The 16,499-nt window shown below is 69.8% G+C and carries 19 protein-coding genes; 9 read left to right on the top strand and 10 right to left on the bottom strand.

Annotated features, from left to right (window positions below; all coding sequences use genetic code 11):
* Positions 1-1,418 (bottom strand): RNA ligase family protein (locus Aph01nite_RS38780; RefSeq protein ID WP_204046076.1); only part of this gene is annotated, 1,418 nt, incomplete at its 3' end.
* A gap of 349 nt (positions 1,419-1,767) precedes the next feature.
* Between Aph01nite_RS38780 and Aph01nite_RS38785 the strand changes: the two genes are divergently transcribed.
* Together Aph01nite_RS38785 and ygfZ are read left to right on the top strand one after the other, a co-directional pair.
* A complete protein-coding gene (locus Aph01nite_RS38785; protein ID WP_204046077.1) occupies positions 1,768-2,178 on the top strand; it encodes a Fur family transcriptional regulator in 411 nt (136 codons plus the stop codon).
* 48 nt (positions 2,179-2,226) lie between these two features.
* The gene (ygfZ, locus tag Aph01nite_RS38790) at positions 2,227-3,327 is read left to right on the top strand and encodes a CAF17-like 4Fe-4S cluster assembly/insertion protein YgfZ (protein WP_204046078.1); all 1,101 of its coding nucleotides are present in this window, start codon (positions 2,227-2,229) and stop codon (positions 3,325-3,327) included.
* A gap of 230 nt (positions 3,328-3,557) precedes the next feature.
* On the opposite strand, the gene dtd is transcribed toward ygfZ, so the two are convergent.
* A complete protein-coding gene (dtd, locus tag Aph01nite_RS38795) occupies positions 3,558-3,983 on the bottom strand; it encodes a D-aminoacyl-tRNA deacylase (protein ID WP_204046079.1) in 426 nt (141 codons plus the stop codon).
* A 45-nt stretch (positions 3,984-4,028) separates the two neighbouring features.
* On the opposite strand from dtd, the gene Aph01nite_RS38800 reads away from it, so the two are divergent.
* Positions 4,029-4,943: an asparaginase gene (locus tag Aph01nite_RS38800; RefSeq protein ID WP_204046080.1), complete on the top strand. Its 915-nt coding sequence runs from the start codon at positions 4,029-4,031 to the stop codon at positions 4,941-4,943.
* A gap of 36 nt (positions 4,944-4,979) precedes the next feature.
* Here Aph01nite_RS38800 and Aph01nite_RS38805 read toward each other — a convergent pair whose 3' ends face one another.
* Positions 4,980-6,578 (bottom strand): DUF2207 domain-containing protein, encoded by a 1,599-nt coding sequence (locus tag Aph01nite_RS38805; RefSeq protein ID WP_204046081.1) that lies wholly within the window; start codon positions 6,576-6,578, stop codon positions 4,980-4,982.
* A gap of 56 nt (positions 6,579-6,634) precedes the next feature.
* On the opposite strand from Aph01nite_RS38805, the gene Aph01nite_RS38810 reads away from it, so the two are divergent.
* Together Aph01nite_RS38810 and Aph01nite_RS38815 are read left to right on the top strand one after the other, a co-directional pair.
* Positions 6,635-7,621 (top strand): magnesium transporter CorA family protein, encoded by a 987-nt coding sequence (locus Aph01nite_RS38810; protein ID WP_204046082.1) that lies wholly within the window; start codon positions 6,635-6,637, stop codon positions 7,619-7,621.
* Between the two features lie 40 nt (positions 7,622-7,661).
* Positions 7,662-8,372, top strand: a complete 711-nt coding sequence (locus Aph01nite_RS38815; protein ID WP_204046083.1) for an SGNH/GDSL hydrolase family protein — start codon at positions 7,662-7,664, stop codon at positions 8,370-8,372.
* Here Aph01nite_RS38815 and Aph01nite_RS38820 read toward each other — a convergent pair.
* From Aph01nite_RS38820 to Aph01nite_RS38850, 7 genes are all read right to left on the bottom strand, one after another.
* Complete coding sequence (locus tag Aph01nite_RS38820) at positions 8,357-8,692, bottom strand: DUF2516 family protein (protein ID WP_239162309.1); 336 nt, start codon at positions 8,690-8,692, stop codon at positions 8,357-8,359. The two genes, Aph01nite_RS38815 and Aph01nite_RS38820, sit on opposite strands and share 16 nt — an antisense overlap.
* A gap of 119 nt (positions 8,693-8,811) precedes the next feature.
* Positions 8,812-9,210, bottom strand: a complete 399-nt coding sequence (locus Aph01nite_RS38825; RefSeq protein ID WP_204046085.1) for a hypothetical protein — start codon at positions 9,208-9,210, stop codon at positions 8,812-8,814.
* A gap of 8 nt (positions 9,211-9,218) precedes the next feature.
* A complete protein-coding gene (locus Aph01nite_RS38830; protein ID WP_204046086.1) occupies positions 9,219-9,641 on the bottom strand; it encodes a helix-turn-helix domain-containing protein in 423 nt (140 codons plus the stop codon).
* A 59-nt stretch (positions 9,642-9,700) separates the two neighbouring features.
* Positions 9,701-10,603, bottom strand: a complete 903-nt coding sequence (locus Aph01nite_RS38835; protein WP_204046087.1) for a M56 family metallopeptidase — start codon at positions 10,601-10,603, stop codon at positions 9,701-9,703.
* Positions 10,603-10,956 (bottom strand): BlaI/MecI/CopY family transcriptional regulator, encoded by a 354-nt coding sequence (locus Aph01nite_RS38840; protein ID WP_204046088.1) that lies wholly within the window; start codon positions 10,954-10,956, stop codon positions 10,603-10,605. The genes Aph01nite_RS38835 and Aph01nite_RS38840 overlap by 1 nt, the downstream gene beginning before the upstream one ends.
* A gap of 86 nt (positions 10,957-11,042) precedes the next feature.
* Positions 11,043-11,828: a class I SAM-dependent methyltransferase gene (locus tag Aph01nite_RS38845; protein WP_204046089.1), complete on the bottom strand. Its 786-nt coding sequence runs from the start codon at positions 11,826-11,828 to the stop codon at positions 11,043-11,045.
* On the bottom strand, positions 11,825-12,562 hold the full coding sequence (locus Aph01nite_RS38850) for an SDR family NAD(P)-dependent oxidoreductase (RefSeq protein WP_204046090.1): 738 nt from the start codon (positions 12,560-12,562) through the stop codon (positions 11,825-11,827). Before Aph01nite_RS38850 ends, Aph01nite_RS38845 begins: the two co-directional genes overlap by 4 nt.
* Positions 12,563-12,631: 69 nt before the next feature.
* Between Aph01nite_RS38850 and mshA the strand changes: the two genes are divergently transcribed.
* The 4 genes from mshA (at position 12,632) to Aph01nite_RS38870 (ending at position 16,447) form a co-directional block, all read left to right on the top strand.
* A complete protein-coding gene (gene mshA / locus Aph01nite_RS38855; RefSeq protein WP_275419356.1) occupies positions 12,632-13,915 on the top strand; it encodes a D-inositol-3-phosphate glycosyltransferase in 1,284 nt (427 codons plus the stop codon).
* Positions 13,912-14,400: a type III secretion system chaperone family protein gene (locus Aph01nite_RS38860; protein ID WP_204046091.1), complete on the top strand. Its 489-nt coding sequence runs from the start codon at positions 13,912-13,914 to the stop codon at positions 14,398-14,400. The genes mshA and Aph01nite_RS38860 overlap by 4 nt, the downstream gene beginning before the upstream one ends.
* A gap of 49 nt (positions 14,401-14,449) precedes the next feature.
* Positions 14,450-15,187 (top strand): phosphoglyceromutase, encoded by a 738-nt coding sequence (locus Aph01nite_RS38865; protein ID WP_204046092.1) that lies wholly within the window; start codon positions 14,450-14,452, stop codon positions 15,185-15,187.
* 102 nt (positions 15,188-15,289) lie between these two features.
* The gene (locus tag Aph01nite_RS38870; protein ID WP_204046093.1) at positions 15,290-16,447 is read left to right on the top strand and encodes an alcohol dehydrogenase catalytic domain-containing protein; all 1,158 of its coding nucleotides are present in this window, start codon (positions 15,290-15,292) and stop codon (positions 16,445-16,447) included.
* Positions 16,448-16,499: the final 52 nt, after the last annotated feature.

Below are 16,499 nucleotides of genomic sequence, written 5' to 3' on the forward strand. Positions count from 1 at the left end.
GGGGCTTGATCTGAGGCGGGAATCGCCCGCCGCGAACTTCTGTGCCGGGCGTGGTCCGAGGTGGAAATCGCCTGGTGGGAACCCTCGACGAAGGATTGGGCGAAGGTGCTCTTTCCGCTGCCGGAAGGACCGATGGTGACGATCAGGCGGGGGAAGTCGCCGGAGAGGCGGTTCCAGCTTCGGGCGAGGCCCTCGTCGGCGGTGCTGATACGGCCCAGGGCGTAAGCCTCGCGGGTTTCGGCCCAGCACAGGTCGGCGATGTCACCTTTTCCTCCGACTTTTTCTCGCAGGGCCGTACGCAACGGTTCGAAGGGGTGCTCGACCAGGAGGTTGGCCTCTTCGGCGTGGAGTTCTGACCATTCGACCTGGTCGCGGGCCTCGGGGGTGGTTGCGAGGGCGGCGGAGACCGCGTGGAGGATGCCGAGGTCGGTGGAGAAAGCCAGGCGTGTCAGGCCGGAGCGGCGGGATTCGTCGGGGAGGGGGTCGTGGAGTTTGGTGTGGAGGCCGGCGAGGTCGGCGACGCGGCGGGCCAGGGGCATGCCGAGTGGGGACACCAGGTGGGGGGCGAGCCAGGAGCGGCGGGTGCTGTGGAAGAGCGTCGCGAGGACGCCGGACAGGCGCGCGTCACCGGTGCGGCCGAGCAGGTCGAGCCGGGTGGCGACGTCGGTGAGCGGCGGTTCGGCGGAGTCGAGCCGGGTGGCGCTGGCGAGAGTGGGCGGTTCAGTGAGGTTGATACCGGTCGCGGTGAGCAGGGCGGATGCGTCTGGGATGCCGCCGGATCGCACGTCCCATAGAGCCGCGGAAGGGCCTAAGCCGTTGGGGATGACCGGGGCGAGCATCCAGTGTTCGTCTGTGGTGACGTGGGCGGGGCGTACCCATTTGGCGACGCGGTGGGGGAAGTCGGCTCGGGGGAAGCCGTCGGTTGCGCGTACGACGTAGCCTTCGACGCGCGCCGGGTCGAGACGGAGAGATCGCAGCGCCCGCTCGTCGAAGAGGCCGCGCCAGAGCACCCGGGGGACAGGGACGCCCAGTTTCCGGGTGAAACGTGTGGTCTGGTCCCAGTCGAGGCAGTGGTCGCCGTTCCAGACGGAGAAGGCGTAGAACCAGCTGTCCAGGTCCTCATACGCGATCGAATGCCGGGCGAAGAGGTTCTCTCCGCACAGACGCCAGCTTTCCGGGATGGATCTGGCAATCCGGGCGTGCAAGCCCTTGATCCAGGTACGGGAGGGGTGGTGCGCCGAATCCAGCGACCGCGCGTGCAACCCGTCCGCGTACATGGTCGTGTTCTCGCCGTCGAGTTTCTCGGTGACCACGACCTCGCGCCCGGCGAAGCCCGCAAGGCCGCCGACGCGTACGTCATCCGCCGACGCTCCCGGAGACCAGGGCAGATGCGGTGTCCGGGGATAGTGGATTCGCATGACCATTCCTGCGCGTACCGTAAATGACTGGATACCGAGCGGGATGGGTGCGAGGCAGAGAAGAACCCCGGGCGCGCTCTCCGTCGTGGTGGTTGCGACCTGTCGACGGGGGTCGGCTGGACCAATGGCGGAGGATCCTGTCCTCAGCCGCCGACTGCCCGGGGTTCCGGTGTCTGTCTGGATTTACGCTACGTGGCGCAATCCGGAGCTGGTCCGGTTCGCCAGTCCTAGCGGACAGCCACCTCGCTAGCCCAACTATGATCAACCATTGTTCGGACCACCTCCTCTCTGCGTGATTCGTACGCTATGCGAGCCATCCGGAGTCGGGCAAGCGAATAAAATCGCGACTATGACCGACACGTGGCACGAAGAATTGCGGGCTAAGGGCTACCGGGTTACGCCGCAGCGCCAACTCGTGCTGGAGGCGGTCAGCGCGCTCGGTCACGCCACCCCTGAGGACATCTGCAGCAAAGTCCAGCAGACCGCGCGGGGCGTGAACATCTCGACCGTCTATCGCACGCTCGAACTCCTGGAAGAACTCGGCCTGGTCACGCACACCCACCTGAGCCACGGGGCCCCCACCTATCACCTGGCCGCCGATGCCGATCATGTGCATCTGGTCTGCCGTGGCTGTGGCGAGATCGTCGAAGCTCCGCCGGTTCTCGTTCAGAGCATGGTCGACGAGCTCCGTACCCGGCTCGGCTTCAACACCGACGTGCACCACCTCACGATCTTCGGGCGTTGTAAGAACTGCGAATGATGGGGGCTACGGTGCGTTGGGATCGGCGGGTGGACATAGCCTTGGGGTATGCGCAGTCCGTTGCTTGATACGCCCGGGGCCGTGGCCGCTCAGGGTCCTGATGAGTCGGTGGCCGCTCACTACGGTGACCCTTATGGGGAACAGCGTGCCCTGGTCGAGGGGGTCGCGCTGGTCGACCGGAGCAACCGCGAGGTGGTCCGGATCTCGGGCCACGATCGGCTGACCTGGCTGAACGACCTCAGCTCGCAGAAAGTCGACACGCTCGCGCCGGGCACGGCGACGGAGACGCTGATCCTCGATCCGCAGGGCCGGGTCGAGCACCACCTGAGCCTGGTCGACGACGGTGCGGCGACGTGGATTCACGTCGAACCGGGCACCGCCGGTGACCTGCTGACCTATCTCGTGAAGATGCGCTTCATGCTGCGGGTCGAGGTCGCTGACCTGACCGCCGAGTACGCTGTCGTCTCCACCGCTCCGGCACCCGCGAGCACGGCCGAGGTCGCGGGCGCCAAGGGCGCGGGGGCCGATCTCCAGGCCATCGCTGAGGCGACTCCCGGCGCGGTCGTCGTCGGCACCGATCTTCTCGTGCCCCGCGCGGCCCTCACCACGGTGATCACCCGCCCGGCCGGCCTCTGGGCGTACGACGCGCTGCGCATCGAAGCCCACCGGCCCCGCCTCGGCTTCGACACCGACCACAAGACGATCCCGCACGAGGTCGGCTGGATCGAAGCCGCCGTCCACCTCTCCAAGGGCTGCTACCGGGGCCAGGAGACGGTGGCCCGCGTCCACAACCTCGGCCACCCCCCGCGCAGGCTCGTCTTCCTCCACCTGGACGGCAGCGTCGACACCCTCCCGCCGCACGGCACCCCCGTCACCCTCGGCGTCAGCACCCCCGCCGAAGGCGACCCCACCGCCTCCATCGAAGGCGCGACCGAAGGCACCGCCACCCCCGGCCAGATCGGCTTCATCGGCTCCTCCGCCCGCCACCACGAACTCGGCCCCATCGCCCTCGCCGTCGTGAAACGCACCATCCCCGTAGACATCCCCCTACTCGCCGGCCACGTCGCCGCCACCCAGGAGGTCATCGTCCCCCCCGACGCCGGCCGCAACGTCACCATCGACCCGGCCCTCCGCCGCCGCCTCCGCTGAAACAGCTGATCGGAACGGCCTAACCCCGGGTCCGTTGAAACAGCTGATCGGAAGGACCTAGCACCGGTCCTCGCCGTTATCCGGCGCCGTCAACGCAGGCGACGCTCCTCGCCGCACCGGCGCCGAGAGCAGCAGATCCGGCCGCGTCTTTAAGGTCTTTTCTGCTAGAGGCTTTAAGTCCTCGCAGAATGCGCGGGTCGGTCTTGGTGCGGGGGTTGCCTGCGGTGGGGTTAGACGTCGATTACCAGGGTGATGGGGCCGTCGTTGGTGAGGGTGACCTTCATGTCGGCGCCGAATTTGCCGGTTTCGACGTGGGCGCCGAGGGTGCGGAGGGCGGATACGACCGCTTCGACCAGGGGTTCGGCGATGGGGCCGGGGGCGGCGGCCTGCCAGGTGGGGCGGCGGCCCTTGTTGGTGTCGGCGTACAGGGTGAACTGGCTGATGACGAGGAGGGGGGCGGCGGTGTCCGAGCAGGACTTCTCGCCGTCGAGAATGCGGAGGTTCCAGAGTTTGGCGGCCAGTTTGGCGGCCTGGGCGGGGGTGTCGGTGTGGGTGACGCCGACGAGGACGAGCAGGCCGGGGGAGGTGATGGCCCCGACCGTGCTGCCGTCGACCGTCACCGAAGCTGAGCTGACTCGTTGCACCACCGCACGCATGGGCTGGATTCTGTCATGACCGAGCGGGTTCGTAGACTCGCAGACATGTCCGAATTGATCGTCGAGGTGGTCCGTTCCGGGTTCGTCGAATCGACGCACCGGGCCCGGATGATCGCCGTGGGCGGCGATGGCAAGCCGGTCCGGGTGCACGGTGAAGTGCAGACCCCGGCCTCCCCTCGTTCCTCCATGAAGCCCCTGCAAGCGCTCGGCATGCTCTCCGCCGGGCTGAACCTCAATCATGAACTGCTCGCGCTGGCCTGTGGCAGCCACGCCGGCGAGCCCTTCCACGTCGAAGGCGCGCGGAAGATCCTCACGGATGCCGGCCTGGACGAGAGCGTCCTGCGCTGCCCCGAGGACTTCCCCGAGGACCGCGCGGTCCAGGAGCGCGCCCGCGTGTACATGAACTGCTCCGGCAAGCACGCCGCCATGCTCGCGACCTGCGCCGCCAACGACTGGCCGCTGGACGACTACCGCGACCCGTCCCACCCGCTGCAGAAGACGATCAGGGCCACCGTGGAGGAGTTCACCTCCGAGCGGGTGCCGGCGACCGGTGTGGACGGCTGCGGCGCGCCGCTGTTCTTCTGCTCCATGACCGGCCTGGCCCGGGCGTTCCGCCGCATCGTGCAGGCCAGCCCGGGCAGCCTGGAGCGCCGGGTAGCGGACGCGATGCGCGCCCACCCCGAGTACACCAGCGGCACCCACCGCCCCGAGGCCAAGCTGATGCGCGCCATCCCGGGCCTGATGCTCAAGGCCGGAGCCGAGGCGTTCGACGCCTTCGCCCACGAGGACGGCCGCGCCGCCGTCATCAAGATCGTGGACGGTGGCCAGCGCGCCCGAGTCCCGGTCACGATCGCCGCCCTGCGCGCCCTCGGCTTCGACGCACCGGAACTCGACGAACTGGCCGTGCCGGTGCTCGGCGGCGGTCAGCCTGTGGGGGAGATCTGCGTCAGAACGTCCTGATCTGAGGGAGCGCCGCTGTGGCGGCGCTCCCGTTTGTCAGAAGGTTCTGAACTGGCGGGATGAGGAGATCGCGCCGGAGGTGGTCATGGTGAAGGTGCGCATGGAGTCGGCGAACTTGGAGAGGTCCCATTCGGCGGGGCCGTGGTACCAGTACAGGTTGTCGCCTTCGTTTTTGATGGAGGCGACCACCCGGGCCCAGCGGTCCACGCTGTCGAAGATCACCGCATAGGGCAGGTAGCGCGAGAACAGTTCGGCGCGTTCTCCGGGCGGCACGTCGCCGATGTCACCGGCGGCCAGGTACTCACGGAAGCCGAGCGTGTGTGCCAACGCCGTGGCGCCGCTCGCGGTCTTGGCCGGCATGTACTGCCCGCCCACGGTCACCGCCGCCCCCAGCACGATCACCGCCAGCCCCACCAGCCCGTACGTCGTGTACATCGCCAGCGCCACCGTGCCCGCCAACCCCAGTACGGTCACCAGGATGCCGATGACCGTCCACCGCGACCGCACCGAATCGGGCCGCCGCGCGAACCACCCCTGGTTGACGACATCCCGGTAGAGCGCGTCCCGTACCCGCCCGAGACCGGTGGTGAAGCCGCCGTGCAGCTGCGACAGCAGCACCTCGTCCCGCAGGTCGAAGATCGCGTCGAACAGCGCCCGCTCGTACGGCAACAGGCTCGCCACCGGCGCTTTCGGCAGCTTCACCAGCAGCCAGTCCGGCGCGTCGTAGGTCTGCCGCGGCTGCTCGTCGATCCGCAGATACCCGCGCACCGCCAGGTCCACGATGGTCGCGGTCACGTCGATCACGTCGGCCTGTTCGTCGATGAGCGTGCCGATCTGCCCGGGCCGCACCCCGTCCGGCGGCGCGAACCGCCCGTTGTCGTACGCGCCGCGCGCCCCCGACTCGGCTCCGATCACCCGGGCGTCCCGCCCGCGCGTCCAGTAGACCAGCCAGAACCCGCCGAGCAGCAGCACCAGCAGGAGCACCAGCGACCCGCCGGTGATCGCGTTCACGGTGAACGCGGCGCTCAGGCTGAACCGGTGCTCCAGCGCCGGCTCGGCCCCGGTGGCGCCGGCCGGGTACCCGACGACGACGGTCAGCAGCTGCCCGGCGCCGAGCTCCTGCTGCTCGAACTCGGCGGTCAGCCCGGTCTCGTTCATGGCGGCCGTGGTGCAGCCCATGGCCGCGCCCAGGTCGCCGGTGAAGCAGGCCAGGTGCTGGATCTGCCCGGGCCCGGTCACTTTGACGGTGACCTGGTCGAGCGGCCCGGACGCCACGTACCACCGCAGCTCCTCGCCGCCCGCCACGGGGGCGACCGCGCCGGTCACGTCGTACTCGACCGTGCCGCTCGCGGGGATCGCGAACTCGGCGCCGTCGAAGGTGGCGCCCGTCACGTTGGTGATCCGGTAGACGCGGTCGCTGCTGTCGTCGTGCCGCGTCCTGAGCACCGGCGCGCGGGTGATCGCGCCGCCGGTGAGGACGACGTCCTCCTTGACGTGCAGCACGCCGTCCTTGCGCAGCTCCAGCGTGAGCGTGCTCTGGTCGGCGTGAGCAGGGCCGGCTAGGACGGCGGACAGGACCAGGGACGTCACCGTGGCGGCGACCGCCGGCCCGAGCCGGCGCACGAGACTGACCATGAGCCGCCACGATAGCGGTCCGACTTGTCCTGTGCGTGCCGGAGTACGCTGGTGCGATGGCCCAGAGCGCCCCGGCGTACACCCGCCTCTACCGGCACGGAAAGCTGGTGTCGGAAGGCTTCCCGATCGCCGAGGTCTCCGACCACCTGCACGAGGAGGGCGCGGTCGTCTGGTTCGACCTGTGCAGCCCCTCGGAGAAGGACCTGGACGCCATCAGCGAGGAGCTGGGCCTGCACGAGCTCGCCATCAGGAGCGCCCTCACCCCCAACCAGCGCCCCAAGCTGGACATGTTCGACTCGCACATGTTCCTCAACGTCTACGCGGCCCACTACGACGGCGACACCGGCGACCTGGAGCTGACCGAGGCGTCCGCGTTCATCACGCCGAGCGCCCTGGTCACCGTCCGCACCTCGGACCGTTTCGACGTCCAGGAGATCATCCACCGCTGGGACACCTCCCTGGCCCAGGCCGAGCACGGCGTCGCCTTCCTGCTGCACGGCCTGCTCGACTACGTCGTGGACACCCACTTCGAGGTCGTCCAGGCCATGGACGAGCAGATCGAGGGCCTGGAGGACCGCCTGTTCGGCGAGCAGATCCCGGACCGCGCCGAGCAGCGCCGCACCTTCGAACTCCGGCAGAACCTGGTCACCTTCCGCCGCGTGGTCACCCCCATGCGGGACATGGTCAACGCCCTGTTCCGCCGCAACGACGTGATCAGGGACAGCTCGATCACCCCCTACTTCCAGGACGTGTACGACCACGTGCTGCGCGCGGCCGAATGGACGGACTCCCTGCGCGACCTGGTCGGCAACATCCGCGAGGCCCACATGACCATGCAGGGCAACCGGATGAACCTGATCATGAAGCGGGTGACCAGCTGGGCGGCGATCATCGCGGTGCCCACCGCGATCACCGGCTTCTACGGCCAGAACGTGCCCTACCCCGGATCCGATCAGATGTGGGGATTCTGGACCTCCACCGGCCTGTGGTCCATCGCCGCACTGATCCTGTACTGGCAGTTCCGTAAACGTGACTGGCTGTAATCGATAGACTTCCGGCCTGCGCTTGGAGACCGGAGGTGGCATGCGCGCGCCGAAGCTGGTGTCGTGGTTGTCGATCTGCGGGCTGGTCACCGGATGCGCGAGCGCCGTCGGGGAGGCAGCCGCCGTCCCGGCTCCGCTCGTCCCGCCCGCGGCCCCCGTGGTGATGTTCGTCGGCGACAGTTTCGCCGTGGGCTCAGGGCCGGTGCGCTCCTGGGAGACCTACTCGGCGGAGACGGCGCGGCTGCTCGGCTGGCAGCTGATCACGGCGGGCGGGCGCGGCGCCGGTTTCGTGGCGCGCGGCAAGATCCACCGCACCTTCGGCGAATCGTTCACGCGGGAGCTGGCCTGGCGGCCGGAGCCGAACCTGGTGGTGCTGGCCGGCGGCCACAACGACCGCAGGGCGGCCCCGAAAGTGCGGACGGCCGCCACCCGGCTGATCAGCAGGGTCAAGGAGCGCTGGCCGAGGGCGCGGATCGTGGTGGTCGGCCCGATCTGGCTGAAGAAACCACCGAAGGCGGCGTACAAGGTGCGGGACGCGGTCGCCAAGGCGGCCTGGCTGGCCGGGGTGCCGTTCGCCGACCCGCTGACCCAGAAGTGGGCCAGGACCGACGTGCTGCCCGACGGCACCCATCCGACCGCGGCCGGCCACGACCGGCTGGCCCGCTGGCTGGTGACGACCCTGCGGTCCCGCGGCGTCGCCCCGGAACGCGGGGGGCCGAAACCGCTGCAGGGTCCCTACCAGGGGCCGTAGGGGCCCTGGTTGCTGCCGCCGCCGCGGTACTCGTTGACGGCCGGCTTCACGTCGGCCAGGTAGATGCCGGACGCGATGACCGAGGCGATGGTGAAGATGTTCAGCATCTGGAAGCCGAAGCCGAGGTAGCCGCTGGCGGAGGCCAGGGTGAAGACGGTGGCCAGGCCGGTGAAGACGAGCCAGAGGTTCTTGGACAGCTTCCCGGCCGCGGAGAACGCCTTCGCCGGTGTCCTGACTGCGTGGATCAGCGCCCACACGGACATGCCGAACGCCGCGATGGCGAGGCCCCAGAAAATGTAGTCCAGCAGGCCGTAGAGCATCGTCACTCCAGCGTGGTCTAGGACGGACGCCCACCAGCCTAATGCGTGAGCGGGAGCCGTACAGAAGCAGAAAGCGGCCCACGTTCACCGTGGGCCGCTTTCGCGGGTGTCTAGGCCACTCAGGCCTTGGCCTTGGGGCGCGCGGTGACGGGCTTGCGGGCCGGAGCCCGGCGGGCGCCCGCCGACTGCGCGACCTCCTCCAGCTCGGTCGCGGCGCCGCCGCTGACCTTCCTGACGACCTTGCGGCCGCGCTTGGCGAGGTCGTCGTAGACCTCGTTCAGCCGGGCGGTGACGGTCTCCGCGTACTCCCTGGTCTTGCCGGGCAGTTCGCGGGCGTAGTTCTCGGCCCGGTCCTGGACGCGCTCCGCGTACTTGCGGGCGGGGCCCTGGCGGTCCTGCAGCTTGGCGAGCTGATCCGGCAGCTCGCGCAGCTTCTCCATGGCGAAGTCGCCGGCGCCGGTGAGGGCGTAGAACGGCTTCGACTCGGTGAGCTTCTTAACCTCGGTGGCGAGGGTCATGATGGGCGTTACCCTTCTGGTGTGGCGTGACCGTTTTGCGAGTTGACCGCCCCCTGAGGCTCAGCCGGTGTCGTCGGCTGGGCCTCGTCGGTTGTTGCCGCACGGTTCTCGCGCCGGAACGATTCGTAGATGTCGATCAGCACCTGGCGTTGCCGCCCGCTGAGGGTGACATCGGCCCGGATCGCGGTCAGGACGTCACTGTCCGGCTCGCGCTCCTCGATCAGCCCGGCCTGCACGTAGAGCGCCTGAGCGGAGATCTGCAGACCCTTGGCGATCTGGTTGAGGATCTCCGCGCTGGGCTTGCGCACCCCGCGCTCCACCTGGCTCAGGTAGGGGAAGGAGACCCCCGCCTGAGCGGCGAGCTGGCGCAGCGAGATCTTCGCCTGCTGCCGTTGCTCGCGGATGTACGAGCCGATCTTGGGCAGTTCCATGTCCCCAGTCTGCCAAACCGTGTATGCATTTGCAAACGCGCTGGATAACGCTGGCTAACTCAGCCGGGCAGCAGCCAGAGCAGCGGCGCCGACGCCGTGAGCAGCGCCGACCCGGCCACGATAGCGAAACGGGCATGCGCCGGAAGCTCGGCACGCGGCTTGACCAGGCGATTCACCCTGGCCATCACATTCTCGCCCGTACTCGCGCCGAGCGCTCCGTAGGGGGTGGCGTACGCGGCGGCCGTACCGAATCGGAGCAGGGCGGTGGCCAGGCGCTTCGGCGAGCACTGGCGGCGGGCCCGGTCGTCGGCGGCCATCTCGATCAGCAGCGCCACCGAGGCGTGGGCCTCGTGCACCGTCTTGGACCACGGCAGGATCCGGCTCAGCGCCGCGAACGGCAGCAGCACCAGATCGTGGCGCTCCCGCACGTGCGCGGACTCGTGCGCGAGCACGGCCGTCAGCTCGTCCGGGCTGAGCAGCCGCAGCGTGCCCGCGCTGATCACGACCTGGGAGCGCAGCCCCGGCACGCAGTACGCGGCCGCGCCCGGATGGTCGAGCACCCGCACTCCGGGCACCCCCGGTTCTTCCCGCGCGATCAGGGCCAGCAGCATCCGATGCCGCCGCCGCGCCCGCAGCGTCTCCACGCCGGCCCACATCAGCACCGTCGACAGCGCCGCCAGCAGCGCCAGCCCGGCCACCAGCGACACGATCCGCGGCAGGTCGTGCGGCTCCCGCCAGTGATGCCCGATGTACGCCAGGCCGTGCACGATCCCCCGCCCGAACGGCTGGAGGGCGAACGCCAGCAGCGCCCCCACGCTGGCCAGGCCCCAGGTCACGCCGAGGGACTGCCACAGCAGGATCGCCGCCCGCGGGGCCCGCCAGGTCCAGCGGTGCGAAGTGAGCCGCCAGGCGCCGACGGCACAGACGGTGGCAAGCGCCGCGAGGGTCGCCGCCGCGATCATTACTCCTCCAGCTCGGTGAGCGCGCGGCGGAGGATCTCGGCTTCCGAGCCGGAGACAGCCTGGGCGAAACGCTGCAACGCGGCGCTGCGGTCACCGGTCAGGTCCAGGGCTTCCAGCATGAGCTCGGCCACGTACGCGTCGCGGCTGGCGGCGGGTTCGTAACGCCAGGCGCGGCCGTCCCGGGTACGGGTGAGGAAGCCCTTGCGGGTGAGCCGGTCCAGGACGGTCATCACCGTGGTGGGAGCCAGGTCGCGATCCGCGATCAACCGGCCCACCTCGCGCGCGGTCAACGGTCCGCGCTCCGCCCAGAGGATGTCCATGATGCTGCGTTCAAGCTCGCCAAGACCCTTCACGACATCAGCCTACCTGGCGTAGTACTACGTCCCGTAGAGGGGTACTACTTCCGCTCGGCCTCCTATCGGCACAGCCAGCGGCCAGCTTAGGACACGGCCGGCCAAGGGAGGGTAAGTTCGCCCAGCCGCCATCGAGCCGGTCCCCCGAAGGGGGGTGTGGTGTGGACGGGCCAGGTCTGGGCGAGAAGTTCGGCGGTACGGATCCAGCGCTGGCGGGTGCCGTACGCGACGAAGGGGGCGCAGGTCGCCCACGCCCGGTCCCAATCGGCAAAGAAACGATTTATCGGGTGGCCGGGGATATTTCGGTGGATGAGGGTTTTCGGGAGGCGTTCGGCGAGGTCGGAGGGCCGGTCGATGCCCCCGAACCGCGCCGCAAAAGTAATGATTTTTGGGCTTTTTTCGTCCAATGTTGCCCAGACCGCGCGGTGGCCGACCTCCGAGCAGGTCCCCTCGACGAGCACGCCCCTGGGATGAAGTTTTTGCCGCAACATGTCCCAGTACTGCCAGGCGTCCGGCTCGCCGTACTGGCGCAGGACGTTGAAGGCCCGCACCAGGATCGGCGGGCGGCCCACCGGCAGCTCGAAACCGCCCCGGATGAAGGTCAGGCCCGGCCGTTCGAAGGGCTTGGCGGCGGCCACCCGGGCCGGGTCGATCTCGACGCCGACCACCTGCACGTCCCTGGCCACCCGCCGCAGCCGGGTGAAAAGCTCATATGTCGTGATGTGGGAGGCGCCGTAGCCGAGGTCCACCACCAGCGGTTCCGGCACCGACCGCAGCAGCCCGCCGTATCCGGCGGCGATCCACCGGTCGGCGCGCCGCAGCCGGTTGTGGCCGGTCGTGCCGCGGGTGATCTCCCCGACCGGCCGCCTCACACCCGATGGACCTTGTGCTGGGCCGCCTGCGCCCGCGGCCGGATCACCAGCCGGTCGATGTTCACGTGGGCGGGCCTGGTCACCGCGAACGCGATCGCGTCGGCCACGTCGTCGGCGGTCAGCGGGCCGGGCACCCCTTCGTACACCTTCGCCGCCGCGTCCGCGTCGCCCCGGAACCGGGTCAGCGAGAACTCCTCGGTGCGCACCATGCCGGGCGCGATCTCGATGATCCGCACCGGCTCGCCGCACAGCTCCAGCCGCAGCGTCTCGGTCATGGACGTCTGCGCGTGCTTGGCCGCGCAGTAACCCCCGCCCCCCTCGTACGAGACGAGCCCCGCCACCGACGTCAGCATCAGCAGCACCCCGTCCCCCGACTCGATGAGCTTGGGGAGCAGCGCCCGGGTCATCCGCAGCGAGCCGAGCACGTTCACCTCGTACATGCGCTGCCAGTCCTCGACCCGGCCGGTCGCCACCGGCTCCAGGCCGATCGCCCCGCCCGCGTTGTTGATCAGCACGTCGCAGCGGTCGAGCGAGCCCACCAGAGCGTCCACCGACTCGGCGGACGTCACGTCCAGGGTGGCCGGGCGGATGGCGGGCACCTCGGCCGCGAGCCGGTCCAGCCGGTCCCGCCGGCGGGCCGCCGCGACCACGTCGTACCCCTCGGCCGCGAGCCTGCGCGCGGTCGCCTCGCCGATCCCGCTGCTCGCCCCTGTCACCACAGCTGTCCTCGCCATGGGGGCCATCTTAGAGGCGGGAATCTGTCGTAGTTATTCGTGGTTAATACCCGCTTGGAGGTGGTGAGGGTGACGCTCGGACGGCGCCGACTGAACCGGGTCGCGACGATCAGCATGCACACGTCCCCGTTAGATCAGCCGGGGACCGGCGACGCGGGCGGTATGAACGTCTACATCGTGGAGGTGGCCAAACGCCTGGCCGCGCTCGGGGTCGAGGTGGAGATCTTCACCCGGCAGACCGCGCGTGATCTGCCTCCCGTGGCGGAGATCGTCCCGGGCGTTTCGGTGCGGCATGTCACCGCGGGGCCGTACGAGGAGCTGGACCGCAGCGACCTCCCCGGCCAGATGTGCGCCTTCCTCTCCGGCGTGCTGCGCACCGAAGCCATGTACGACCCCGGCAGATACGACGTCATCCACTCCCACTACTGGCTTTCCGGGCAGGTCGGCTGGCTGGCCAAGGAACGCTGGGGCCTCCCGCTGGTGCACACGATGCACACCATGGCCAAGGTCAAGAACCTGCTGCTGGCCGAGGGCGACCGCCCCGAGCCGCCCGTCCGGGTGATGGGCGAGGAGCAGGTGGTGGACATCGCCGACCAGCTGGTCGCCAACACCACCGCCGAGGCCGAGGAGCTCATCTCCCTCTACTGCGCGCCCCCCGAGAAGGTCTCGGTGGTCAACCCCGGCGTCAACCTGACCGTCTTCCAGCCCGCCTCCCAGGGCGCGGCCCGGCATCGCCTCGGCCTCCCGCAGGACGCCGTCGTCCTGCTCTTCGTCGGCCGTATCCAGCCCCTCAAAGCCCCCGACGTGCTGCTCAAGGCCGCCGCCCGGATGCTCGCCGCCGAACCCGCGCTCCGCGACCGCCTGGTCATCGCCTGCGTCGGCGGCCCCAGCGGCAACGGCCTGGCCCGCCCGTCCCTGCTCACCGACCTCGCCGCCGAACTCGGCATCTCCGACGTGGTACGGCTCGCGCCCCCCGCCCCCCAGCACGAGCTGGCCGACTGGTACCGCGCGGCCGACCTCACCGTGGTGCCCTCCCACAACGAGTCCTTCGGCCTGGTCGCCCTGGAGTCCCAGGCCTGCGGCACGCCCGTCGTCGCCGCGTCGGTCGGCGGCCTCAGGACCGCGGTCAAGGACGGCGTCTCCGGCGTGCTGGTGGACGGCCACGACCCGCAGATCTGGGCGAACACCCTGCTGGGACTGGTCGGCAAGCCCGCCTGGCGGGACTTCCTGGCCGAGAACGCCCCCCGCCACGCCACCGCCTTCGGGTGGTCCGCCACCGCCGCCCGGCTGGTGGAGGTGTATACCGGAACCATGGTCAAGCTGCATCGTGTGCCCATGGCGGTCAACCTGTGAGCGCCGCCGTCGAGGAGGCGCTGAAAGCCGCGGACTTGTCGTACGAGCAGCCGCGGCCCGGCGCCTTTCTCGTCAAGCTGCCGGGACAGCACAAGCTCGCCACCATGACGTGGCTGATCGTCGGCGACCAGGCCCTGCACGTGGAGGCCTTCTTCTGCCGCCGCCCCGACGAGAACCACGCCGACTTCTACCGCTGGCTCCTCACCAAGAACGGCTCCATGTACGGCGTGCACTTCGCCATCGACCCGATCGGCGACGTGTACCTGGTGGGCCGGCTGCCCCTGTCGGCCATCTCCGAGGAGGAGATCGACCGCGTCCTCGGCTGCGTGCTCACCTACGCCGACGAGTGGTTCGACCGGGCGCTGGAGCTGGGTTTCGCCTCCTCGATCAGGCGCGAGTGGGAGTGGCGCCTCAAACGGGGCGAATCCACGGCCAACCTCGCCGCTTTCGCGCGTTTCGCCGATCCTGGGCGGGAATCCGCGTAGCGGCGGCGCGGTCGAGTCGGCATGGCCGTACCCCGTTAGGATTGCGGCCATGGCGACTTTGGTGCTGCTGCGGCACGGCGAGAGCGAATGGAACATCAAGGGCCTGTTCACCGGGTGGGTGGACGTCACCCTCTCGGCGACCGGTGAGGCCGAGGCCCGCCGCGGCGGGCACATGCTGGTCGAGGCCGGGGTGCGGCCCGACGTGGTGCACACGTCCCTGCTGACCCGGGCGATCCGCACGGCCAACCTCGCCCTGGAGGCGGCCGACCTGCTCTGGCTGCCGGTGCAGCGCTCCTGGCGGCTGAACGAGCGCCACTACGGCGCGCTGCAGGGCAAGGACAAGGCCCAGACCCGCGCCGAGTTCGGCGACGAGCAGTTCATGCTGTGGCGCCGGTCGTACGACACGCCGCCCCCGCCGCTCGCGGACGACGACGAGTTCTCCCAGGCGGGCGACCCCCGTTACGCGCTGCTCCCGCCGGAGCTGATGCCGCGCACGGAGTGCCTGAAGGACGTCGTGGACCGCATGCTGCCGTACTGGTACGACCAGATCGTCCCGGATCTGGCGGCGGGCAAGACCGTCCTCGTGGTCGCCCACGGCAACTCGCTCCGCGCCCTGGTCAAGCACCTGGACGGCATCAGCGACGCGGACATCGCCGGGCTGAACATCCCCACCGGCATCCCGCTCCGCTACGAGCTGGACGCCGAGTTCAAGCCGGTCAGCTCGGGCTACCTGGACCCGGAGGCCGCCAAAGCCGCCATCGAGGCTGTGGCAAACCAGGGCAAATAGGCCAAACAAGAATGGCGACGGTTTGACGCGCAGGTCAGGTTAGCTCGCTGAGCCTGGGCATGGATCCGGATCGAGGCCGCTCGAAAGAGAGGACGAGATCAGATGAAAGCCGTCGTATGGCATGACGTCGGGAAGATCGCGCTCGATCAGATGCCCGACCCGCGGATCCAGCATCCGGAGGACGCGATCATCCGGATCACCGCGAGCGCGATCTGCGGCACCGACCTGCACTTCGTCCGGGGAACCGTGCCCCACATGCGTCCGGGCACGATCCTCGGCCACGAGGCGGTCGGCCTCGTGATGGAGCTCGGGCCGGGGGTCCGCAACTTCAACCCGGGCGACCGCGTCGTGGTGTGCTCGACCATCGGCTGCGGACGCTGCTCCTACTGCCGCGAGGGGTACTACGCCCAGTGCGACGTGGCCAATCCCAAGGGCTCCGCCGCCGGCACGTGCTTCTTCGGCGGTCCCGAGGAGACCGGTCCCGTCGACGGACTCCAGGCCGAGTACGCCCGGATCCCGTACGCGCACACCGTCATGGTGCCCGTCCCGCCCGGCGTGACCGACGAGCAGGCGCTCATGGTCAGCGACATCTTCCCCACCGGCTGGTTCGGCGGGCGGCTGGCCCAGGTCGGCAACGGCGACGTGGTCGTCGTGCTCGGCGCGGGACCGGTCGGGCAGCTCTCCGCGCTGTCGGCCCGCATGCAGGGCGCCGGCCGCGTGATGATCGTGGACGGCAACGCCGACCGGCTGCAGACCGCCCGGCTGCAGAACGCCGAGACCATCGACTTCAACAGCGAGGACCCGGTGGCGGCGGTGCTGGAGTGCACCGGCGGCATCGGCGCCGACCGGGTGATCGACGCGGTGGGCGTCGACGCGGAACGCCCGTCCAGGGGACCCGCGGCCACGGGCGCCCCCCACGAGGAGCACCTGTGGAGCCCCGGCGACGCGCCCGACCAGGCGCTCGACTGGGCGGTGGACATGGTCGCCAAGGCCGGCACCGTGGGCGTCATCGGCGTCTACCCGATGGACCACCACGGCTTCCCGCTGGGCAAGGCCATGAACCGCAACCTGACCGTGCAGATGGGCAACTGCAACCACCGCAAGTACGCCCCCGGCCTGCTGAGCAAGATCGCGGCAGGGCACGCGGACCCCGGTCAGGTGGTCACCCAGGAGGAGGGCCTGACCTCGGTCATCGAGGCGTACCAGCTGTTCGACCGCCGTTCGCCCGGCTGGACCAAGGTCGCCATCGAGCTTCCCTGAGGGGGTCGCGCGACCCCCCGGCCCCCCGAGGACCGGGGGGTCGCGCGCGCTC

Source organism: Acrocarpospora phusangensis, assembly GCF_016862995.1.
Lineage (GTDB): Bacteria > Actinomycetota > Actinomycetes > Streptosporangiales > Streptosporangiaceae > Acrocarpospora > Acrocarpospora phusangensis.